Raw genomic sequence first — 20,556 nt, forward strand, 5'->3', positions numbered from 1 at the left:
CACTTTGCACTCGGGGGCGCTCAGCAAGAGGCAGAGCGCTTCCATGTGCAGGTGATCTCCGCCTTGCGGTCCGCGCAGCCGACGTCCGCAGTCCATTGGTACGTACATCGCGCGGCGGCCGGCCACGCCGCCGCGGCCGGAGACTTCGAGTCTCTGCTGGAAGACGCGCCCACTTTGGCAAAGGTCGGCCATCACACCCTGTTCGAGGCATTCGAAGCCGCTCACCACGACCGCCCGATCCCCCCGGCAAGCCTCGCCGCCAACCTCTACTACCTCGCCGAACGTGGTGTCTGGCCCTCTGCACACGGCGAGTGGCTGGCTCTCCTGCATCACTCCCTCCTCAATCGGGGACCGTCGGACAAGGCCTTGGCCGATCGGCTTCTCGCCGCTGTGGACGCCTCCACCTTGCCCTGGCACACCGTGTGGGCACATGGCACTGGTCCCGGGCTCGCCACCACCGAGCGCTTGATCAAGCGGCCAACCGTACGCGCACTGCACGTGGTGCGGGATGAGTCGGGCTCGTTGGCCATTGCCACGGATGGTCAGGGCAACAACGTGGTGCGGCACCTCGACAGCGGAGAGCCCGCTGTCGGCCCTGGTGACGCACCCACGGCACCTGAGTCTGTGGCGGCGGACCAGGGCCCTTCGGGGTGGAGGCCTGCTGGAGCGGCTGAAGGGCACGTCGATCTACCTCGTATGCCGCGTCATGTACGACGTGCCGTTCGTGTTGGTGACCGTGCTGTGATGTCCTCCAGTGACGGGGTCTTCGCCATTGCCATCCTCTCGACGGAGGCGGAAGGCCAGGCAGGCGTCCTGAAGAGAATGTTGCGCACGGCTGCCAGACTTGGGACCGTCGGCCTTCCCGCTGACGCGCTGCGGGCTTCCGCCGAGTGGTTCGAAAACGTATGGGGCGCAACCCGGCTCAAGCGGGTTGCCCAGGACGCTCCGCCCTCGAGCCTCTCCGATGCGGGCGCCCGCCAGTTCTTGACCGAGGTCGGCTTCCCTCATGTCAGCGGCTTCCTGGAGCTTGAAACCCGGGATCTGACCGCTTCCGGTCTGCCGGAGGTTTCCGATTCTCCGGTCAGCCATGGGACCGGATTTCTGCTGGGAACCTGGCGAGGAGCGCAGCTACTGCTCAACGGAACCAGTGGCAAGGTTCTGCAGGACGGATCGTCCGGAATCAGTGATCCCTTGGCCGGGAGTTCGTTGCGACAGTTCGTCACCATGGTCCGGCTCTACTATTGGTGGTTCGCCTCCGACTGGCCCATCGAAGACGCTGAAGCCGACCTGCGGTCGTGGCTCGCTCGCATCGATCCGGACGCCTACGCCGCCCAGTGCTGGCAACGCGTCTTCGAGGACTACAACTTTGCTGATCGCCAGTGAACCGGCCGGACAACGGACTGACGCGGACAAAGGGAAGGCTCCCCGGCGGAATGAACCCTCACCGTACGGCGGCGGCCGTACGGTGAGGGAAACGGGGCGCGATCGGCACCTAAGATCGACGTCGCAGGCGAAGGCGTCCGCGACGGCGGAGGACGGGGACCCATGACCGGCTCGACCGAGGACTACGCACCGCACCCCCATATAGGCGGCCGGACCGCCGCGCTGCGCGCGCTCGCCGCATGGCGCGCGGCCGCGCCCGGAACTCCACGCGTGGTCGCGCTCACCGGCAGCTCCGGCAGCGGTCGTTCGCGGCTGCTCACCGGGTTCCTGATGCTGTGCGAGCCGGACTTCCGCAAGCAGCTGCCGTTGGCCGAGATGGATCCGTCGACGGTGCCGCCTGAGCTGCCGGCCCCGGCTGTGCCGGCCCCCGACGGGCTGACCGCGGCCCAGGTCCTGTGGCTGCTCGCCGACCACCACGAGCTGAGGGCCATCAGCACCGAGGACGTGTACGCCGGGCTGGCCGCGCTCGACGAGCCGGTGACCGTCGTCGTACCCGATGTCGACCGCGCCGGTCCGGTACGCGCCACGGGCGAGCCCGCACGGCTTGTCCGGGAGGTCCTCGCTCCGCTGGCCGCCACCGAGACGGTACGGCTCCTGGCCGAGGTGCCGCGCCCGTTGGCCGCCGAGCTGGCCGCGGGGCTGCCGCCGGGCGTTGTGCGGATCATCGATCTCGACGAGTCGGAGTGGGCCGACCCCGAGGGCCTCGTGCTGCACGCCCAGGCGGCGCTGAACCCCGACTTCGGTGTGCCGGAACTGCCGTTCACCGTCGATCCGGCCGCCCGCCTCGCCCTGGCGGCGGCCGTCGGCCGCCGCGCCGGGACCAGTCCACTGGTCGTCCAACTCGCCGTCAACTGCATCCTGATGGCCCCCGAGGGCTTCGATCCGACCGATGAAAGCCAGTTGCCGACGTCCGTCGGCGAGGCCCTCGACCTGCACGCCGGACGGCTCGGCGCCGACCCGCAGACCCTGCGGCTCATGCTGGCACCGCTCGCCCTGGCCGAGGCCGACGGCATTCCGGTCGATCTGTGGGCGCGGCTGGCGAGCGCGGTCGCCGGACAGGACATGAGCCAGGCACTCGCGGGCGGGATGCTGCTCGCCGCGCCGTTCGTGCAGCCGGAGGAACAAGAGGGGGACGGCGGGCGTACGCTGCTCCGGCTGCTGCACCCGGCCATCGGTGACGAGATCCGCGCCGGCCTGCCGAACGTCCGCGCCGCCCAGTCCCAGATCGCGATGGCACTGCTGGGGGCCGTGCCCGAACAGGACTGGAGCAAGGCCGACCCCTACGTGCGCGACCACATCGCGGGTCACACCCTGGAAGCGGGCCTGCTGCCCCAACTCCTCACGGACCCGGGGCTGTTCGTGCACGCCGACCCGGTACCGCTGCGCGCCGCCATCGAGGCCGTTCCTGTGGAGGCGCTCGGTGCGCCGGCCCGTACGTACCTGCGTACAGCCCCCCTGCTGACCCGCACGCAGGCCCCTGCCGTGCTGCGCGCCGCCCTGCTGGAGACCGCGTTCGTCGAGGACGGCCTGACCGAGTTCGCGGACGCCATACACCGGCTCGGCTTCGAGCTGCCCTGGCGGACCCTGTGGAGCCTGCCGGTCGCCGGTGTGAGTGCCGTGACCGTCGGCAGCCTCCCGAGTCCGGACGGGCCGGCCACTGCTGTCGCTGTCCTCGTCGTACCCCCGGGCACGCCCGGTGCGCGCCCGATCGGAGAGCCCGAGGAGGCGAGCACTTCCGCGATGCTCGTCCGCGGCCTCGTACAACCGGATGACCTCGGCGGCACCGATCGCGCACAGATCCTGCGCCCGTCCGAGGAGGAGCGCACCGCCGCCCAGCTCGGGCTGAGCCGAGGCGCCGACTACCTGCGCGTCTGGGACCGGACGAGGGAGGAGGTCGTGGCCGCCCTGATCTCCGACACGCCCTTCACCGCCGCCGACCTCTCCCCGGACGGCATCCTCCTGGTGGCCACCGAGCGCGGGGTGAAGGCCCTGCGCATCCACCCGACCGACGCGACGCTAGCCTCGTAGTCACACCGCGTCCCCACCCGTAGCCACACCCCGTCCTCACCCGTTGGACCAGCCATCTCGAAGGAGCCTCCCCTTGACCAGCCAGGAGCAGGCGGCCGTACAGGGCGCCAACGCGCCCGAAGACGCCCGTCCGGTCACCGGCCCGGGCAACACCGCCGTCTTCACCTACGTCGATCCGGCGGGCGGCGAGGAGACCACCCTCTTCCGAAACTCGGGCCCGGGCCTGCCGCCCGCCGAGTACCAGTGCTGGGCCGAGCTCCGGCGGATGAACGTACCCGTCGACAATGTCGTCGCCGTCCACACCGACCTGCGTCCCAGCCTGCTCCCGGGCGGCTACACGGCCGAACTCCTCAATGCCTTCCCGAACGCCCAGCTCTCCTGCTCGCAGACCTACGGAGCCCGGCCCGAGGAGCGTGCGCAGGGCGTCGCGGCGCTGGTCGAGCAGGTCGAGATGCTGCACCGAGTGGCCGGCCGGCAGCCGCCGCCCCGCCCGCACCGCCTCCCGGTTCCCGCCCGGGTCGCGCCCGCGGAGCCGATGCGTGACGCGGCCCTCGGCCACCATCTCGAGGAGGTCTTCGGCCAGGAGGGCGTACGGCGCTACGACGCCGACGACGTCGCCGACAGCCCCCTGCCCGACACCACCAAGTCGACGCTCACCGGGGCAGGACTCCCCGCCGACCTTCCCCTCTTCTTCACCGCGGACCGGCCCGACGCCGCTTCGGCCGGCGGCCTGTTCACCGACGTCGCCACGAACCTGCGCGAGCGCCGCAGCCCTGCGGGCGAGGAGAAGATCGGCGCCCTGGCCCACCTGGCCCGGATCGGCTTCGACGGGGTCGCGGTCATCGCGGTGCAGTGCGTGCCCGGGACGACGGAGCCGGATGGCCTCGGCGCCCTGTGGGCCGTGGACCCGGTCACGGCCGAGGCCCGCTACGTGAACGTCTCGGCGGCCGCCTTCGCCCGTTCCCTGGCGCTGCTGGCCACCGTACGGCAGCGGATGCGGGGCCTCGACCCGGTCGCGGCGGGCGCGGAGGTGGCGGCACTGCAGGAGCAGCTGGTGGCCGTCGACGCGTCCGCTCTGGCCAACGCCGACACCTGGTGGTCAGTGATCGTCGAGCAGATGTGGCACGGATTGTTCTGATCGGCCCTCTGGAGACCCCGCCGAGAGAACTGAGAGAACCGAGAGAACAAGGAGAGCACCCGTGACATCGGACAGCCCGGCACCGCCGACCACCGCCGAACAGGCCCTCGACATCGTCCGCAGCCGGTACGCCCAGCCCAAGCTGCCGGACGGCACGCCCGCCCAGCTTCGCGTCGAGGAATTCGACATCGGATACCTGGTGTACGCGGAGTTCCCGCCGGTCACCGACGCCGCCGGCCGGCCTCAGCCCGCTCCGCCCGGCGGCAGCAAGATCGTCGTCTCCAAGGAGACCGGCGAGACGGTCACCGTCCCCAACTTCCCGAACCCGGCGGCCATCGATCTGTACCGCAGACAGCGCCAGTGATCGGTACGGGATCAGTACAGCGAGAAGCCGCCGCTGTGCCGCCCTTGGCCCTTCCTCCTCGACTGCGGGGCCTCGGCGGCCGAGCCCCTCGGCTCGGACTGTCCCGAGGACGGGTCACCGCCCGACAGCGGCTCCCCGTGCCTGATCTGCTCGCGCTCCTCCTCGGAGAGCGACTCCCACTGGCCACGCAGGGACGCCAGGCCTCCGCCCAGGGCGCGCGCCACGGCGGGGTCGTCCAGGGCGTCGCGCAGGGCGAGCCGACCGGAGAGCAACCGCTTCGCCGCGTCCTGCATGTCCTTGCCGACGCCGTCGGTCTCGGACAGCTTGCGCAGGGCGGAGTTCAGCGATCGGATCTGCTCCGGTTCGAGTGCCTCGTCCAGCACCCCGCGGTCCTGCGAAGAGCCGTAAGGGGTCGGTGAGTTCTCGGGGTGCCTGGCCATGTCCGCTTCTCCTCGCTGCCCTCGTTCCTCGGACACCCGAAGTATCTCCCGTAACGGGTGGATGCCATGCTGACCCCCCAATCCGCCGAGAAGGAGAAGGACTTCGTCGTCATGGCTCAGACGCACAGCACGGGAAAGGACAAAGGAACCGACCGCTCCCCGGCCGCCGGTCTCGTCGGCAGGGCCTTCGGCCGCCTCGGGCGCTGGGGCGGTCTGGTCTTCCTGCTCGCCGGCCTCGCCCTGAGCGGGTGGGGGGCGTACGAGGGGGCGTACCTGGCGGGTTGGGCGGGCACGCACGGCACCCTGACGGTGAAGCAGTGCGAGGTGAGCTACCCGAACAACGCCTCGCGGAGCAGCCGTAAGAACCGCCGCCCCGTCCGCTGCGAGGGCACCTTCGTGTCCGACGACGGCAAGAGCAAGGACGCGGCCGCGGCGGTGCAGGTCAGGCACCGGTACACGCAGGGCACCGGGCTGGCGGTGCAGCAGACGGACGCGCCGACGACGGCCACCTCGGGGAACGGCGACTACGTCCAGGGCGGAATGGACCGCGCCTGGCGCTTCTTCGGGGCCTTCTTCGGCGGATGGGTCCTCACCGGCCTCGGCGTCTTCTGCCTGGCCACGGGTTACGCGCCCTTCGGCCCGAGCCGCGTCTCGTACGACGAGGCATGGGAGGCGGCGGGGCGGGGAGTGACGCGTCCGGTCCTGATCGGGATGATCGGCGTGGGCATCGTGGGAGCCGGGGTGTCCTTCCTGGTCAGCTACTTCGTCTGACCGGCCCGGGAGGGGGGGGCCGACTGACCTCGGAGGCTACTCATGGCGATCTTCGGCGGCCTGGCCCATTACGTCTGGGACTACAACACGAGTCCCACGGGCGGCAAGGCGAAGGCGGAGGCTTCGGCGTCCGTGTACTCGGAGGCTCACGACCCGGAGATCGGCGACTGCGTCAAGGTAAAGGACCCTCAGGGCGAGCCGCTTCCTACGGTTGTCGACTGCAACTCCGGCGAGGCGGAGTACAAGTTGGGCGAGATGCTCCCCGGCAAGGACAGGGAGTGCGGGTCGGAGTACGACTACGGCATTCAGTACGCAACGGCCACAAGCTCAGCTACGCGCTGTGCTTCACCAAGGTCTGACTTCGGGTCGCCCCGCCTTTCGGCCGCCGTCCGCAGGAGCCGGCGGCGGCCGGTTCGCGCGACGTGCGCCGGTGACGGTCGTGTATGTCGAAGCAACCGTCATGACCTGCAACGGATTTGTGACAGCGACGTCTGAAGTCGTCCGCGAGTGATTCCGTAAACTTTGCGGACGGCTGTACTCCTGCGTGATCTCCCTTGACCTATGAGGGAGTTGGAGGGCCGTGTCGGCTGACGGGGGTGCTTTCTGCTGTGTCGATGATGCTGCCGGACGAGCTCGAATGGGTTCTCGAGATGCTCGGCTACCGCTGGCCGACGGCAGACGAGGACAAGCTCAAGGAGTGCGCCGCCCTGTGGCGGAAGTTCGGCGACGACGTCACAACACGGGGGCACTGCCGGACTGGCTGGTGACCCGGAGCACGGACCCGCCGAGGCGTCTCTCATGCCACCAAGCCACCACACGCGCGGTCAACTGTGCTGCGGAGAGCGGGTCGGGATCGGAGATCAGCTCGGACATACGACTCCTAGGAGAAGTTCGCTCGACGGCCAACGCGCCCCGCAGCAACCGCGGTTGCTGATGATGCATCGTTGAGGAACGTGATCCACACTCCTGATGACGGGTCAGGCCGACGACCGTACCTCGTCAAACGGCAGGCCAGCTCCGTGGCATCTGCCCCCTCAGCACCCTTCACGCAGCTCGCTCCGGCTGCGACGGCCGTCTCCTGATGTCCCTGATAGCTTGCTGCTTCTGCCAGTTGACTCCATGGGGGAATCATGAGCCAGCCGCCGTTCCAACCACCACCGCAGCCACCGCAGAACCCCTCCAACCCGTACGCCCAGCCCGCCCCGCCGCCGCAGCAGCCGCCTGGATTCGGACCGCCGACTGCCCCTGAGCAGCCCCCGATGCAGCCCGGGCCGCCGGTTCCGGGTCAGCCCCCGATGCAGGCCGGGTTGCCGCCCATTCCTGGCCAGGCTCCGGTGTACGGGGGACCGCCGCCCGTCCCAGGCCGGCCGCCGGTGCAACCGCCCTATCCGACGCAGCCCGGACCACCTTTCCAGGCAGCCACCTTCGGGCAGCAATCGCAGGCAAGCGGCAATCCGGTCGGCGCGGTCCTCTTGGGATTCTTCGTCTCGGTCGTCGTCTCGCTGCTCTACAGCGGTCTCATCCTGGCCACGTACAAGGATCAGTCGACGGCCACGGCGAACACCCTCTACCTGGCCCACGCGCTGCTCAACGGCGCGGTTGTAGGCTCCCTGGTCGGCCTGACGGCTCACCGGAGCAACGGCGCCCGGATCGGTGGGGCCGTCATCGCCGCGCTCGGCGCCTTCTTCGGCTACGCCAACGCCCTCCCGCTGATCTTCGCCTGGGAGCGGTCGCCCATGGCCCTCGGAGACCTGCTGGAGGCCGAGCCCTTCTTCCCGGCCAAGGCCTGGTGGACCAGTGAAGCCCACGGTGGAGTCGACTGGTTCTCCCCGCTCGGCCTCGTGGTCGCCGCGGCCGCCGCCTGGGGTCTTGCCTACGCCGTCGGCAACAGGCGCCGTCCGACGTGACTCGTCGTCGGGTGCCGGGCCGGGCCACCGGGCCACCGGCCCGGCCCGGTGGCCCGGCCCGGTGGCCCGGTGCGGGGCTCCATTCGGTGGCCGGATCCTGCCCGTCCCCGGTCCTCCGGGGCACAGAGCGGTGAGCCTCGCCGGAGTCGGGGTGCACCGGAGCAAGATGGGCAAAAGGCCGGCTACATGGGCGTTCCCGACCGCAAGGGGCACCGGGAGTGTGTGCGCGGATCCTCACGCTGCCAGGGGCGGCCGTACGCGGCTACCTCGGTGAGGCACGTGCAGCGAGTCAGCCGAAGTCGTTCGTGCCGGGCGTGGGGCGGGTGCCGATGGTCTCGTCGTATGTCGGCATGTCGGTGCCGTACTCGTACGAGGTGCGCGGGTCCAGTGGTCCGTCGCCGGATGGGCGGCCCCCCGGGTCGAAGCCCGGGGCGGCGCCCGGGTGCCGGACGGGGTGCTGCTCGCCCCCGCTCGGGCGCAGCACCGCGGGCATCACACCGGGGGTGGCCTGCGTCGCGGTGTCCGCGCCCATCTTCTCGAAGTCCTGGGAGACCCGCTCGTCGTTCCACTCATGGCCGTCTGCCGACGACCTGAGATTGTCACCGCCGGTTTGGATACGGACGTGTAGACCGTCGAGCGCGGGCTTCCAGCTGGTGGCGATCTCCGCCAGGGCGGGTCCGATCGACCAGCCGGTGAGTGAGGTACCCGCGGCGCCGGTCTCCTTGACCGCCTTGTCGGCGGGGTCCTTCATGGTCCGGGCTATGCCGTCGCAGGCTCCGGCGGAGGCGCGAAGTTCAGCCGGGTCGACGTCGGTGCGCTGGGACACGTGCGGTTCCTCTCAGTTCCTCTTGGCCGTTCAGAACTGCTGCTGCTTCACGCCGGGCGGGAGCATGCAAGGGGTGCGTACGGCGAAGGAGAGTTCCTGCGGCTCCGTCTTGCCGGAACCGACGGTGTCGGCCGTGACCCGATAGGAGTTCTTCTTGTTGCGAGCGCTGAAGATCATCGATGTATAGGCGTTCTTGAACTCCCGGTATGAGGTGACCTCATACCCCTGTTGGGAGAGTTCCCGGCGCAGCGTCTTCGCGACGCGTGTGTGTTCCGTGACAGGGGCCGGGGAGTAGACGTAGTAGAAGAGGCTGTACCGGCCGTCCTCGGCGACCTCATCGTTCTCCCCGACGCACGCCTCGAAGTGCACCTTGGCCGTCGAGGCGGTGAGCTCGACACCGGTGAGCCGGGCCATGTACTCGGTGTAGTCCTTGGCCCATTTCAGCGCGGCTTCCTTTTCCATGCGGGGCAGCGGGGCATTCCGGTCGTCACTCTGGGACATACAGCCTCCAGTCAGGAGCACGGCCGCGGAGACGGCGAGTACCGTGCGGAGAAGGGAGTTACAGGCCGGGGACGATGTAGGCCTCCGGCGGCTGGTCACCGCCCTCCTTCGGAACCTCCGCGGGCTGCCTGCCCGCGATGACTCTTCCCTGGTTGTCGAGAGAGTCGCTGCCCTTGTCCCAGTAGCCGCTGTGGCCGTGGGTGTCGACTTCGAAATTGTTTCCACCGAAGGCTCCAAGCATCGGGTCGCGGCCGAGGGTGTAGTCGGAGAAGTGGTTGATGACGATGTCGTCCTCCGCCCCGCCGATCCACACGTGTTCCGGATCCATCTGCAGGTCCTGGGCTCTGTCCACGGTCATCCCCGGACTGCCGACCACCACCACGTCGTCCGCTCCCAGACCGGAGTCCCCCGCCGCGCGGCACCGACGACTGTGGAGCCGTAACTGTGTCCGAGGACGGTGGTGTGACTCGGCGATCCGTCGTGTGAGGCGTGCGTGCCTGCCACGAACTGGCGCAGGTCCGGAGCGGCGGCATCGGCCCGGCCGGTCCCGCCGACGCTGTTGAAGTCGGTCGTGGAAGCCTCGGGGGCGTCTTAGCCGAGCCAGGTGATCATCGCCAGGCTCTCGCCTTTGGAGTGCTGCTCCGCCGCCGACTGCAGTCTGTCGATGCGTTCGAGTTGTCCGGGCACGGCGTCCATGTTCGTGTTGGTGCCCGGCACCAGGATTCCGGTGTGCGCGGCGGTGTCCGGGTTGCCCATGGCGATGAGGGCCCGTCCGTCGTCCTTGGAGTCGTAGCCGAGGAGGTACAGCTCCTTGCCCTTGGGCGCGCCGTCCGCCGCGTCGAGCCGCTCGTTGAGCACCAGCATGTTGCTCAGGCGCCTGTTGACCGTCTCCAGGCTGTCGCCCGGGAACCCCTCGGCGTAGTTGCCCTCCTGGGCCAGATCGATCTCCTGGGCGAGGGCTGTGCGATTGGCGTCGTCGCGTGCATCGGTCGGCAGACCATCGGTCGCGCCGATCTCCTTCGGATAGAGCGTGGTGTAGGCCTGACGCTCCTCGGGACTGAGGGCCTTCCACCACTCGGCAGCGGCCTTCGGGTCGTCGTCGGGGATCTGCGGAGGCTGGACGCCCACCGCCTTCATCGCTTTCTTGACGTCCTGGGCGGATTCGGCTGCCGCGTCATGGCTGAGCGGGTCGGTGAGGATGTCACCGTTCAGCTCCGCGAGGGCCTTCGCGCCGTCATTGCTTGCCTTGTGCGCGGCGGTCGGGGCCTCGTCGATGGCCGCACGGTGCTCTCCCATCAGGGCACTGCGGTCCACGATGATCTCCCGCGCGTCGGGGTCCTGGTGTGGCAGGCCGGTGGTCGTCGGATCGCTGACCCATTCGTCGCCGTCGACCTCGAAGCGGTCCTCCTCCGCGCGCCGCACGGCGTTGCGGAGGTCCCTCTGGGCCTGCTCCATCCAGAACTTCGTGGTGTCCAGGACCTCGGCGATGGCCATGGCCTCCGTCTCGACCACACCGATCCGCGATTCGACGTCCTCCAGGTAGAAGAGGGCCGCGTCGGCGTCGTCGCCCTTCCAGGACTGGTGCAGTGGTCCGGTGACCTGCCGACGGTGGCGGTCGGTCAGGGAGTCCATGGTCGTCGACAGATTGCGCCAGACCTTGGCAGCGGCTTCCAGGTCGGAGAAGTCCTGCTTCATCAGCCGGGAGAAGTCGGAAGCCACGTCGGCTCCCGGTCGGCCGGCCCAAGTGCCCTTCAGGGCATGGCACGTCCACCCAAGTGGACATAAGGCAACCCCCGTTGCTACTGCTCACTCATGAGTTCGAGGCGCACAGCCTAGCCGACGACTTCGTCACCGGAGCAATCCCCAACTCCACCTGCTCGTCCACCGTTTCGACCGATGTGGGCCGAAGCGCCCGTACCGTGCCGCCGTATCCGAACGACTTCTTGCTCGGATACGGCGCCGTATCCGAACGGCTTCGTGTTCGGACACACTCACCCGAACCTCAGCGCCGCTCAGACCGCCCTCCCCGGTCGGAGCCATGCACCGGCGCATCCCGCTCGGTACGCTCGCGGTCCAGTTCCGCCTGCTGCCGCGCGTTCCACTCGCCGAACCGGGCGTTGCACTCCTGGCGTTCCGCGTGCGTCTGGTCGTCGACCGCCCGGCGCATCCCGTGGAGCCGCTGGTAGACGGCCTCGGTGCAGCGCGGATCCTGGAAGGCTTCTTTGACGTCGACGCGCCCGCTGAGCATCGCACTCGCCATGTCACGCAGGGCGGGGTCGAGCGATGTCGCGTCGGCGATGGTCCGCAGTGAGCGGCGCAGCCGCAGAGCCTGCTCGGGGTCCCGGGCGATGCCCATGAGTTCCTCGTCCTGGATCTCCCGGTCGGCGGTCATGGGTCGGGCACGTCCTTCCTGACGGGCATGAGGGCGGCGAGGGCGGGGAGTGCGGTGAGCGCGGGGAAAGGCAGCGTCGGCGTCATCCGAACTCGCTTCGAGCCCAGTCGTCCGTGCTCTCCGAGGTGTTCGAGGAGCTGGAGTGCGCCGCGGATGCGGTGGCTACGGCTCTGTTGGACGCCTGCGTGGTGCCCGAGGAGCCGGAACCCTCCGTGGAGACGGTGGCCTCAGCTCCGCTGGACGCCTGCGTCGTATGGGCACCGTGTCCGGCCAGCGTGTCGACACCCCGCTGTACGCGGTCCCCGACCGCCCCGCTGACCTTCTCCGTCGCGCTGTCCACGGCGTTGTCCACGTGCCCGGACACGTCGGTGTAGTCGGCGAAGGTCGAACCCTCGCCCCCGGTGACCTCGTTCTCGAGGCCGTCCACGTACTCGCCGGCCGCCGTCTTGGCGACACCGGCCGTCTCCCCGAGGTCGATGCCGGACCGCGCGTCGAAGTAGGTCTCGATGCTCTGCCGGCCTATGTCCTGCGCCATTCCGATGGCGGCCTCTTTGGCCTTGTCCTTGGCGGCGTCGACCACCTTCTCCTGGACGAACTGCTTGGACTGCTCCTTGATCTGCTGCTTGGCGTACTGCTTGACCTTCTCCTTGGTGATCTTCTCGAGCTGCTCCTTGGCGATCTTCTTGAGAACGTCCATGGAGGCGTGTTCCATTGCCTTGGTGATCGCCTCCATTACCTCCCTCTTGAGCTTGTCGAGCAGCTCCCGGACGATCACGCGCGTGGCCTGCGTCGCGCCCAGCCCGCCGATCTCGGACAGTCCGAAGGTGAACGGGGCCGCCGCCTGCGCCGCGATGATCTCCAAGGCGAGGGCGACGAGCTGCGCGATCACGGACAGCTTTGCCGTGAGGACCGCCACCGCGGCCGCGTCGAAGGCGAGGGCGATCCCCTCGCACGCGGTCTTCGCGTCGGGGATGTACCTGTCCTCGCCGTTCGCGCCGGTGTAGGCGCCCCAGGACTTGCTGAAGCCGTCGACGGCCGTGCCGACATTGGTGGCCACGACGGTGCGGGCGAAGCGTTCGCCCTGCGTCTCGATGTCTTCGAGCGCCTTGCCGAAACTCCGCCAGACCTCGGCGACCTCGTGCAGTGCTTCTTCGTCGGCTTCGGGCCAGCTGTAGCCGAGGAGGTCGAGCACCCAAACGAGCTCGCCGGGCAGTGTGAGCGACATGCCAATAGCCCCGTATTTGATTAGATGTGGCCGGAAATACCGTTCAGCAGGTCGCTGTTCGACGCGTCCGATCCGTCGTAGTCACGTGCCATGTCCTGCAGGTTGTGGCCCAACTGCTGGAGCCGTTTCGCAAGGCTGTCCATCGATGTGAGGATGCCCTCGCGAATCGGCGTGTAGACCTGGCCGAAAAGCTCCCCGAAGTCCGCGTCCTCCCACGGCTCTCCCAACCCTTCGAGGGTGTCCTGAAGCCCTTTGGAGGCTTTCGAGAAATCACCCCCGAGGTCGACGAAGTTCTGCCCCTGCTTCCGGAGCACGGCCGTGTCAACGTCAAAGGTGTCGAACTCCATCGCTCTCCCCCGGACTCCCCGTTGCAACTGTTCGTATTGCACGACAGGCCGATACCTTAGACTCCTCGCGCACGACCCAGCCAGCCCGTCAGTCAAGAGATCGTCAAGTCGCCCGGGGGAACCAACAGTGCTGACAGCACAGCCGCGTTACAGCAGTACAGGGAGCCTGTGGGCGGGAAGACTCCTCGGGTTGGGACTGCTCGTCGTGGCCGCGGTCGTCGCCGCGTTGACCATTCCGGATCTGCGCAGCGAACTCGCCGGCGAGGGCACCGACGGGACCCTCACCGTCTCTTCATGCGAAGCGCACACGAAGACCCACTACGGCACGCACAGGCGTACAACGGAACTCAAGTTCAGCTGCACGGGAACCTGGACCGCAGAACACGGTGGGGCGACCTACCAGGACGTGGCAGTGCAGACTTCGTCGCGTTTCGAGACCGGGACGAAAATCCCCGTTGTACAAGTGGACGACACCTTCGAGCAGCCGCAGGAACGGGATCCCGGAAAAGACGCCGCGATTCTCGCATTCTGCCTCTCCTTGCTGGCATTCGGCAGCTACTGCCTCCTCACCGGCTTCGGCACACGCAACGGCCCCGGGTTCACGGCCTCCTGGCAGAGCCTGCCGGCCGCGACCGTGACCGGACCCGTCCTGGGCGGCATCTTCGCCGTGGGCGTCCTGGCAGCGCTCGTATGCTCACTCGCCCTGTGACGCCCGCATTCCCATCCTGAGGAACCCCCAATGACCCAAGTACACGGGAACGCCGCGACGAATGCCGCCGTATCCGGAGACCGGATGCGCCTCGGCCGCCTCATCGGCGCGGGCCTGATCCTCGTGGGCCTCGTCCTCCTGGCCCTCGGCGCCTTCCTCGGCCCCTACACCTACGCCACGTCCACACCGGGCAAGCTCACCGTCGAGACCTGCACCGTCGACTACAAGTACCGGGGCGCGTCGAGCAGTTCGCGGAAGGAGACCAGGACCAGGTGGTGCTACGGCACCTTCACCGCCGACGACGGCAGCGTCAAGGACCTCAACGCCGAACTCAAGAGCGACGCCCTGTACCAGCGCGGCCACGTCCTCCAGGCCCGCAAGAGCGGCGACACCTCCTACAAGCTGGACCACGGTTGGGTCGGCGCCATCGCCGTCGGCTGCGCATGGTGGTTCGGCGCCCTGATTCCCCTCGCCGTCGGCCTACTCGGCACGGTCACCGGCTTCTCCTCCAGGCAGCCGGCGAGCCAGGCGCTCCTGCGCACCACCGTCATACTGGTCGCGGTGGGCGTTGTCGGGTTCGCCATCAGCCTGCTGGTGACGTTCTTCGCGTGACAGAGGCCCCCCAGCGCGCGACTGTCATCCACCCACCTTTCTGAGGCGGTGCTCCCCGCGCATGCGGGGATGGCCCCTTCTTCTCCGCCGGCCATGCCAACGGTGTTCGCCAGCGAGGCAAGCCGGGTTGTACTGCTCGATCAAGTGGGCTTAGCTCTCCGCCTCATGACCATGACACGGAGAACGATCCTCAAGGCGCTGGCCACGGCCCCGTTCGTCGCAGCCGCCGGCAGCCTGACGGCCCCCACCGTCGCCGAAGCGGCCACCATCGACGCGGGACAGTTCAGCCTCAGCATCCGATCCTCCAACAGTTACGGCGAGTTCGCCGATCTGACCGCCGGCCTGGCGACCAAGCTGACCAAGGTGGACGCGACGACCGTCATCGCCGACACCAACCGCAACGCCACCCACCTCACGAGCGCCCCCAGCACCGTCGAGGCGTTCGCGACCGGATTCGCCTGGGACAGCGCCGACCAGGCGGTGGACTACTGGATCCCGCAAGGCATCACGACCAGCGCCGACGCCTACGGCAACGGGGTCTACCCGGCAGGCGGCAGCAACAGGGTCGTCCTCGTCTCCTGGTACTTCGAGACAGACCCCGACGACGACGGCGTCGACGAGTACGCGCTCGACAAGGGCCTGCGACTGACGTTCGTCGACTACACCACCGCCGGCACGCCGACGTACCGGCACGTCCTTCTGGTCGAGCCGGTCAGAACCGGCACCGGGGAGTACTCCTTCAACCCCATCCGCAAGCACGCCGGCGGCATCATGTGGTATGGCAACCTGCTCTATGTCGTCGACACCTACAAGGGGTTGAGGGTGTTCGACCTGAACACCCTCTTCAAGGTCGCCACCGCTCAAACGGATGTGTGCGGCCTGCACATCGACGGGTCCTACTACGGCTACGGGTACCAGTACGCCCTGCCGCAGAGCCACGCCTACGACAACGCGGGGACGTACCTGCGCTACACCACGATCGGGCTCGACCGGGCCAGCAGCCCCGACAGCCTGGTGGTGAGCGAGTACTCCCTGTCCGGGACCGTCGACTACACCGACGGCACCTGCAACGGCACGGGCCCCGGTACGACCACGCCCAAGGTGGTCCGCTGGAACCTCGACTACACCGATCGGCAGATCGCCTCTCTCACCGCGTCCGAAGCCGTCACCGTCGCCCAGCAGAAGATCCAGGGAGTGGTGTCGCGCAACAGCAAGCACTACCTGTCGACGAGCGCCGGTCCGTCCACGAAGGGTTCGCTGCGCACCTTCAGCTCCGGCGACTCGACCGCGACCACCGTCTGTGACCTGGCCATCGGCTGCGAGGATCTCAGCTACCACAGCAGTGGCGCGTCCGGCTGGGCCTACAACGAGTCCGTCATCTGGAACCTCAGCGAGTACGTCGGCAAACGGTACGTGTACGCGGTCCACGCAGACGGTTCGTAGCCACGTGGCGGCAGCCTGAAGCAATCGCGGTCGCCACCCGGACAGGAAGCAATCGCGGTCGCCACCCGGACAGGAAGCAATCGCGGTCGCCCTCCGGACAGGAAGCAAGCGGGTTCCGCTGAGCGGAGCCCGCGATCAGCTGCTCGATCTCGATCGGCCATCTGCAGCCTGCCGCTTGCAGGCGGCTGCAGAAGTCGACAGGGCTCGCTCGCACCGACCGCTGCCAGCGCGCAGCTGTCTGCCTGGTTCGGCGGAAGCCGCCGCGTCGCGGTCGGGTTCCACTTGCCGCCGCACGATGAAGACCGTCCCCTGACAGCGTCCCGCGCCGGGCTATGTGCTCCGTCCCGGCGCGGGTACCTGGCCCTGGCCGCGGCGAGGTTCAGGGAGATGCCGCTGGCTTGTCCAGTTTCAGCAGCAGCCGGTCGGAAATTAGGTCGTCGTGGGTCTTGTTGCCGTTGTCAGCGAGCGCCCGTGGTCCGCATGCACAAGGACACCGTGTACGTGACAACGAGTGGATAGCCACTCAGAACGGCCTTGGGCGAGCTGGCCGGCGAATCGGTCGGAGGACTGCGGTTGGCACCCTGCAGGGTCAAGACGGTGAGGATCCGACGAATCCTGAATACGCCGGTCGCTCTGCGAGTGGAGTCGCATCATTCACCCAGCAATGGGGATGTTTGCCGCGAACTCGTCCATGCAGGCGGGATGAAGCGCGCCGGAGGCTACCCCTGCTGCCCCCGCCTCGCCGCGTGAAGCACTCCGGATGGGTGGGAGCTCCGGCACCTGCCCCCAGGATGCTTCACAGCTGCCAGCCACGGCTATGATGTCGAGCTGCCGTCCCCTTCTTGCCGGTCCCCCGCTCCCCCTGCCGCTCAGCTTGCTCCCGGTCGATCTCCTTCTGGTACTCGTCCAATTGCCGCTGGCCCTCGGCTTCTGCAGCGCGGCGCTCTTCAGCACTCATCTGCTCGTACGCACGCTTTCCCAGCGTGGCCCTCTCGTGCAGCGCCTCCCGATAGGCTCCCGTCCGCATCGCTTGGCGCAACCCGACCCTGCCGGCCAGCACTTCGCGGGCCATCTCCCGCAAGGTTTCGTCTCCGCTACCCGCGAGCTTCTGCAGCGACTTGCGCAACGCCCGGGCCCGAGCCGGGTCCTTGGCGATGTCAAGGAATTCCTCGTCTCCGACCTCGCGTTCATCCATGCGCACTGCTCCTCACGTGGGGTTCCTGGACAGCGCTAGAGTAGCTGCGGCTGTAGATCGGAAGCATGTTGACGGGGTGAGGAATGACGTTCCAGGTCAAGCCGGACGATCTTGATGGGTTCAGCCGCCAGGTGGAGCGTGCAGCTGAAGACGTGCATCAGGCGCAGGAGTACATCAAGAAGTACGGCGATATGGGTGCAGTCACCGGGCAGGGGCTGTTCCTATGGGCGACCGGCATGCATTCGCAGGCAATGGACGGGGTCAACGACGTGGTCACCCGACTTCATGGCCTCCTGACTGCCAGCGCAAAGGAGCTGTCGAAGTCCGCAGAGTACTACCGCACAACCGATCAGGACCAGGCGTCAAAGCTCGACGCCACGTACCCGCCGAGCAAGCGCTGACGCACCTGGAGACCTTACTCACATGAGTTTCACAGACACTGTCGAACCTGTCGACAACCTTAAAGCACCCAGCCAGCCCGAGGAGTTCTCCAAGGGAATTGTCGGTGACACCGTCAGCACGGTGAGCGATTTCCTCAGTCCCAGCGAATGGGCGCTCTCGACGATTGAGTTCGTCTTCGGCTTCAATCCCTTGGAAGAGGCCATCGCCTGGTTCACCGGTGACTGGGAGTCGTACGTCAAGTGCGGCGAAATGTGGGCGAACACGGGAAAGCTCGCCAAGGACGTAGCAACGAACCTGAAGTCCGGCAACAGAGAGCTGGACGCGACGTGGAACGGCAACGCGGCCGATGCCGCCTACGTCTACTTCAATGAGCTGGCGAAGAAGATCGACTCCCTGGACGGGGACCTGAAGGAGCTTCAGAGCGCCTACAAGGAGGTCGGCCTCGCCGTGGCCAGGGGTGCAGACCTCATCAAGGGCCTGCTTGAACAACTAGCGGATGAGGCAATCATCGCGGAGGTCGAGCTCGCGGCGGGCACACTGCTGGCCGAGACGGGTGTGGGTGCCGTCGTGGGCTATGCGGCTGCTGCTCTGGAAATCGCCGAGATGATCAAGACGTGGGGGCGTATCACCGAAGCCTACAGTGCTGCCCAGCAAGCCGTGGATGTGGCCACGACCGCCAGTGGATTGGTGGTCGGCAGGCTCAGCGTCGCCCTGAAAAGCTTTCCCGAGCCAGGGAAGAGCTATGACAATCCCGCGGTGTAGCCGCCCTCAGCTCAGGAGCCAGGCCAGCAGCGTCAGGAGGAGGCAGACACCAGCACCGGCGAGGCCTCCGCGAACGAACCACCTTCGCACCATGCCGACCCTGGTGCCTGATACCGCCCGGGTGATCAGGGCCACTTGCATCCCGCTGCGGGGGAACATGCCTGTGGCGGCGAACGCCATGCCGAACGCCGCTACGAGCCAGCCGAGGAAGAACAGGGCGATCCACCGGGTCGTCTCACCGAAGCCGACCTTCACGTACCAGCCCCCAGCCTGCTGCACGGAAACCTTGCTACCCGGTTTCACCTTCGCCCGGATGCTCGCCTGATCGTCGACGACCTTGCCGTCGTCGGACCTGAAGGTCCCCCCGCATACCGTGGTGTCACTGGAGCTGCGGCTACCTTGTTTGACCCAACAGCGCTCCACGGTCAGAGTGCCATGGATGCCGACGACGCCGGCCGCGTGGGACGCGTTGTAAAGGCCGACCCCGAAGATCACCAGAGCGAGAACGAAGAACAGTCCCCCGAGAGCACGCCCCATGACGCCACGTTGGGGGAGCGTCGCGATTGGTGCGAGCGGCGTCAATTCCGGCTGCATCACTCCGCGCCCTCTCTCATGTCGTACTTCTCGACCAGCTCACGGTCAAACCTCATGCCGTCCCTCGGCACCGACTTCACACTGCACCGACCGTGTCGCGCTCCCTCATACGGCCCAAGTAAACCAGGACGCTGGCCCCGGTGCGCAGTCCGGGTGTGGCTGCCCGCGTGGAGATGAAGTTCGGGGTCTGACAGACAACCACCAAGTGCTGCGCCTCCGTCAGGAGCTACAGCCGTGGAACTGCACGGGCGATGGCTGAGGGCAAGCACGAAGCCGCTCGGGCGCTTCCTGTCACGCACAGGCATTACGTCGCGCAAGCCGTTGAACCTGCAAGCGGAGTTGGGCTCCGGGGTGCGCGCGCTCCTTGCGGACGATCAGCCGCATCCCCTTCGGCCATCCCTTCAGGCAGTCCCCGCCTATCTCGGCCACCCAGGCGCCGTCGCGGACTTCGCCGCCGGGCTCGACGGCCGGGGTCCAGGCCGATGCCGGGACTTGGAGCACAGCCAGGTGGATGGCGTCGGTGATGGTCATGCCGACCGAGTACGACAGCCACCGGCCCCGGGCCGCGAGCCAGTTGACGAACTCGTGGGTGCCGCCGCCGGAGTCGGTGCGGATCAGTGTGCGGCGCCCGCGCCGGAACCTCTTCGGGAGCTGGGCCAGGGCCAGTTGGGTGGCCGTGACGTGGTCGGCGGCGGTGTTGCTGCCTGCGTTCCCCGCTCTGAGCAGGCCCGCCACCGGCTCACCGGCGCCTCCCGCCCCGTGGTCGACGAACCCCATGATCGGATGGTGGCCGAACGTCCGTTTCCAGGTCGCCGCGGCGTCCTGCTTGTCCGAGTGCGCGATCACCAGCACCCCGTCCAGGTCCACGATCACCTGTCCGCTCTGGTCGGGGGCGGCGTCCCCGGCCAGAGCCCAGACATGTTCGCGGACCTGGGCGCGGGCCCGGCGGATCGCGGTCAGCGCACGCTTCCCGTTGCCGGCGAGCGTGTCGACCAGGCGGGAGACGGTCGGGTCGGAGGCCACCGGTCCGAACACCGCCGGCTCGGCCCGCAGCATGGCGACATCGGACAGGCAGTCCCCGCCCAGCGCCACCGCGAGCGCCACATCGAGCAGGATCTTGCCCGGATCGTGCACCGCCCGCGCCTTGCGCCACGGCGCCAACGCCGCCGATATCGCCGTATCCAGACCGCTCTTACGGACCGTCTCCACCAACAGCACGGCCCCGGCCTGCGAGACCACTCCGCGGCCACCGCCCTCAACACGGACACGGGGGTACGACCCGGTATTCTTCTTCACCTGAGGAGTGCAGCTTTCCTGACGACGAACAGGACCCTAGACAAGTCCCATCGTCCCAGGTCAGAACAATGCCGGTGAGTTAGCACGTCGGTGCAGGTCAGACGCTCGCCGGTTCCGGGTTGGGGTAGAAATATCCCCTGGTAACGTTGTGTAGTTCGTCA

Annotated in this window: 22 protein-coding genes and 2 pseudogenes; 13 read left to right on the forward strand and 11 right to left on the reverse strand. The window is 68.0% G+C overall.

The features are described 5' to 3' along the window. Positions 1–51: 51 nt before the first annotated feature. From AB0N14_RS34040 to AB0N14_RS34055, 4 genes are all read left to right on the forward strand, one after another. On the forward strand, positions 52–1,383 hold the full coding sequence (locus tag AB0N14_RS34040; protein ID WP_366029565.1) for an SUKH-4 family immunity protein: 1,332 nt from the start codon (positions 52–54) through the stop codon (positions 1,381–1,383). A gap of 162 nt (positions 1,384–1,545) precedes the next feature. Continuing rightward, positions 1,546–3,471 carry an ATP-binding protein gene (locus AB0N14_RS34045; RefSeq protein ID WP_366029566.1) on the forward strand — a complete coding sequence of 642 codons (1,926 nt, stop codon included), beginning with the start codon at positions 1,546–1,548 and terminating at the stop codon, positions 3,469–3,471. A gap of 73 nt (positions 3,472–3,544) precedes the next feature. Then, positions 3,545–4,609: an SUKH-4 family immunity protein gene (locus tag AB0N14_RS34050; RefSeq protein WP_366029567.1), complete on the forward strand. Its 1,065-nt coding sequence runs from the start codon at positions 3,545–3,547 to the stop codon at positions 4,607–4,609. 61 nt (positions 4,610–4,670) lie between these two features. Continuing rightward, complete coding sequence (locus tag AB0N14_RS34055; protein ID WP_366029568.1) at positions 4,671–4,973, forward strand: hypothetical protein; 303 nt, start codon at positions 4,671–4,673, stop codon at positions 4,971–4,973. Between the two features lie 11 nt (positions 4,974–4,984). Here the strand turns inward: AB0N14_RS34055 and AB0N14_RS34060 are convergent, their stop codons facing one another. Next, a complete protein-coding gene (locus AB0N14_RS34060; protein WP_366029569.1) occupies positions 4,985–5,413 on the reverse strand; it encodes a hypothetical protein in 429 nt (142 codons plus the stop codon). Positions 5,414–5,479: 66 nt separating this feature from the next. On the opposite strand from AB0N14_RS34060, the gene AB0N14_RS34065 reads away from it, so the two are divergent. The 4 genes from AB0N14_RS34065 to AB0N14_RS34080 all read left to right on the forward strand — a co-directional run bounded on the left by AB0N14_RS34065 (position 5,480) and on the right by AB0N14_RS34080 (position 8,091). After that, positions 5,480–6,184, forward strand: coding sequence for a hypothetical protein (locus tag AB0N14_RS34065; protein WP_366029570.1), 705 nt, complete (start codon positions 5,480–5,482; stop codon positions 6,182–6,184). A gap of 42 nt (positions 6,185–6,226) precedes the next feature. After that, on the forward strand, positions 6,227–6,679 hold the full coding sequence (locus AB0N14_RS34070; protein ID WP_366029571.1) for a hypothetical protein: 453 nt from the start codon (positions 6,227–6,229) through the stop codon (positions 6,677–6,679). A 101-nt stretch (positions 6,680–6,780) separates the two neighbouring features. After that, positions 6,781–6,951 carry a hypothetical protein gene (locus AB0N14_RS34075; RefSeq protein ID WP_366029572.1) on the forward strand — a complete coding sequence of 57 codons (171 nt, stop codon included), beginning with the start codon at positions 6,781–6,783 and terminating at the stop codon, positions 6,949–6,951. Positions 6,952–7,656: 705 nt separating this feature from the next. Further along, positions 7,657–8,091: a hypothetical protein gene (locus tag AB0N14_RS34080; RefSeq protein ID WP_366029573.1), complete on the forward strand. Its 435-nt coding sequence runs from the start codon at positions 7,657–7,659 to the stop codon at positions 8,089–8,091. Positions 8,092–8,380: 289 nt separating this feature from the next. Here the strand turns inward: AB0N14_RS34080 and AB0N14_RS34085 are convergent, their stop codons facing one another. From AB0N14_RS34085 to AB0N14_RS34115, 7 genes and pseudogenes are all read right to left on the reverse strand, one after another. Then, positions 8,381–8,917 (reverse strand): type VII secretion target, encoded by a 537-nt coding sequence (locus AB0N14_RS34085; protein ID WP_366029574.1) that lies wholly within the window; start codon positions 8,915–8,917, stop codon positions 8,381–8,383. A 30-nt stretch (positions 8,918–8,947) separates the two neighbouring features. Continuing rightward, positions 8,948–9,418: a hypothetical protein gene (locus AB0N14_RS34090; RefSeq protein ID WP_366029575.1), complete on the reverse strand. Its 471-nt coding sequence runs from the start codon at positions 9,416–9,418 to the stop codon at positions 8,948–8,950. A gap of 58 nt (positions 9,419–9,476) precedes the next feature. After that, positions 9,477–9,815, reverse strand: a complete 339-nt coding sequence (locus tag AB0N14_RS34095) for an alpha/beta hydrolase (RefSeq protein WP_366029586.1) — start codon at positions 9,813–9,815, stop codon at positions 9,477–9,479. Continuing rightward, a pseudogene (locus tag AB0N14_RS34100) lies at positions 9,773–11,113 on the reverse strand (alpha/beta hydrolase). The gene AB0N14_RS34095 and the pseudogene AB0N14_RS34100 overlap by 43 nt, the downstream one beginning before the upstream one ends. A gap of 307 nt (positions 11,114–11,420) precedes the next feature. Next, a complete protein-coding gene (locus AB0N14_RS34105) occupies positions 11,421–11,810 on the reverse strand; it encodes a hypothetical protein (protein ID WP_366029576.1) in 390 nt (129 codons plus the stop codon). 82 nt (positions 11,811–11,892) lie between these two features. Then, complete coding sequence (locus AB0N14_RS34110) at positions 11,893–13,035, reverse strand: PE-PGRS family protein (RefSeq protein WP_366029577.1); 1,143 nt, start codon at positions 13,033–13,035, stop codon at positions 11,893–11,895. A gap of 20 nt (positions 13,036–13,055) precedes the next feature. Continuing rightward, positions 13,056–13,382, reverse strand: coding sequence for a hypothetical protein (locus tag AB0N14_RS34115; RefSeq protein ID WP_366029578.1), 327 nt, complete (start codon positions 13,380–13,382; stop codon positions 13,056–13,058). Between the two features lie 190 nt (positions 13,383–13,572). Between AB0N14_RS34115 and AB0N14_RS34120 the strand changes: the two genes are divergently transcribed. The 3 genes from AB0N14_RS34120 (at position 13,573) to AB0N14_RS34130 (ending at position 16,146) form a co-directional block, all read left to right on the forward strand. Further along, positions 13,573–14,091: a hypothetical protein gene (locus tag AB0N14_RS34120; RefSeq protein ID WP_366029579.1), complete on the forward strand. Its 519-nt coding sequence runs from the start codon at positions 13,573–13,575 to the stop codon at positions 14,089–14,091. Positions 14,092–14,121: 30 nt separating this feature from the next. Then, positions 14,122–14,703 carry a hypothetical protein gene (locus tag AB0N14_RS34125; protein ID WP_366029580.1) on the forward strand — a complete coding sequence of 194 codons (582 nt, stop codon included), beginning with the start codon at positions 14,122–14,124 and terminating at the stop codon, positions 14,701–14,703. Between the two features lie 171 nt (positions 14,704–14,874). Beyond that, positions 14,875–16,146, forward strand: coding sequence for a hypothetical protein (locus tag AB0N14_RS34130; RefSeq protein ID WP_366029581.1), 1,272 nt, complete (start codon positions 14,875–14,877; stop codon positions 16,144–16,146). Between the two features lie 796 nt (positions 16,147–16,942). Here the strand turns inward: AB0N14_RS34130 and AB0N14_RS34135 are convergent. After that, positions 16,943–17,341 carry a hypothetical protein gene (locus AB0N14_RS34135; RefSeq protein ID WP_366029582.1) on the reverse strand — a complete coding sequence of 133 codons (399 nt, stop codon included), beginning with the start codon at positions 17,339–17,341 and terminating at the stop codon, positions 16,943–16,945. A gap of 83 nt (positions 17,342–17,424) precedes the next feature. Here AB0N14_RS34135 and AB0N14_RS34140 point away from each other — a divergent pair, with 83 nt between their 5' ends. Then, entirely contained in the window at positions 17,425–17,742 is a 318-nt protein-coding gene (locus AB0N14_RS34140; RefSeq protein ID WP_366029583.1) for a type VII secretion target, read from the forward strand. Between the two features lie 22 nt (positions 17,743–17,764). Further along, a complete protein-coding gene (locus AB0N14_RS34145; RefSeq protein WP_366029584.1) occupies positions 17,765–18,505 on the forward strand; it encodes a hypothetical protein in 741 nt (246 codons plus the stop codon). Positions 18,506–18,511: 6 nt separating this feature from the next. Here AB0N14_RS34145 and AB0N14_RS34150 read toward each other — a convergent pair whose 3' ends face one another. Together AB0N14_RS34150 and AB0N14_RS34155 are read right to left on the reverse strand one after the other, a co-directional pair. After that, positions 18,512–19,099 (reverse strand): hypothetical protein, encoded by a 588-nt coding sequence (locus tag AB0N14_RS34150; protein WP_366029585.1) that lies wholly within the window; start codon positions 19,097–19,099, stop codon positions 18,512–18,514. A gap of 330 nt (positions 19,100–19,429) precedes the next feature. After that, positions 19,430–20,395 (reverse strand): annotated as a pseudogene (locus tag AB0N14_RS34155) (IS1380 family transposase); the annotation flags it as partial. Positions 20,396–20,556 lie beyond the last annotated feature (161 nt).

Source organism: Streptomyces sp. NPDC051104, assembly GCF_040682835.1.
GTDB lineage: Bacteria > Actinomycetota > Actinomycetes > Streptomycetales > Streptomycetaceae > Streptomyces > Streptomyces cynarae.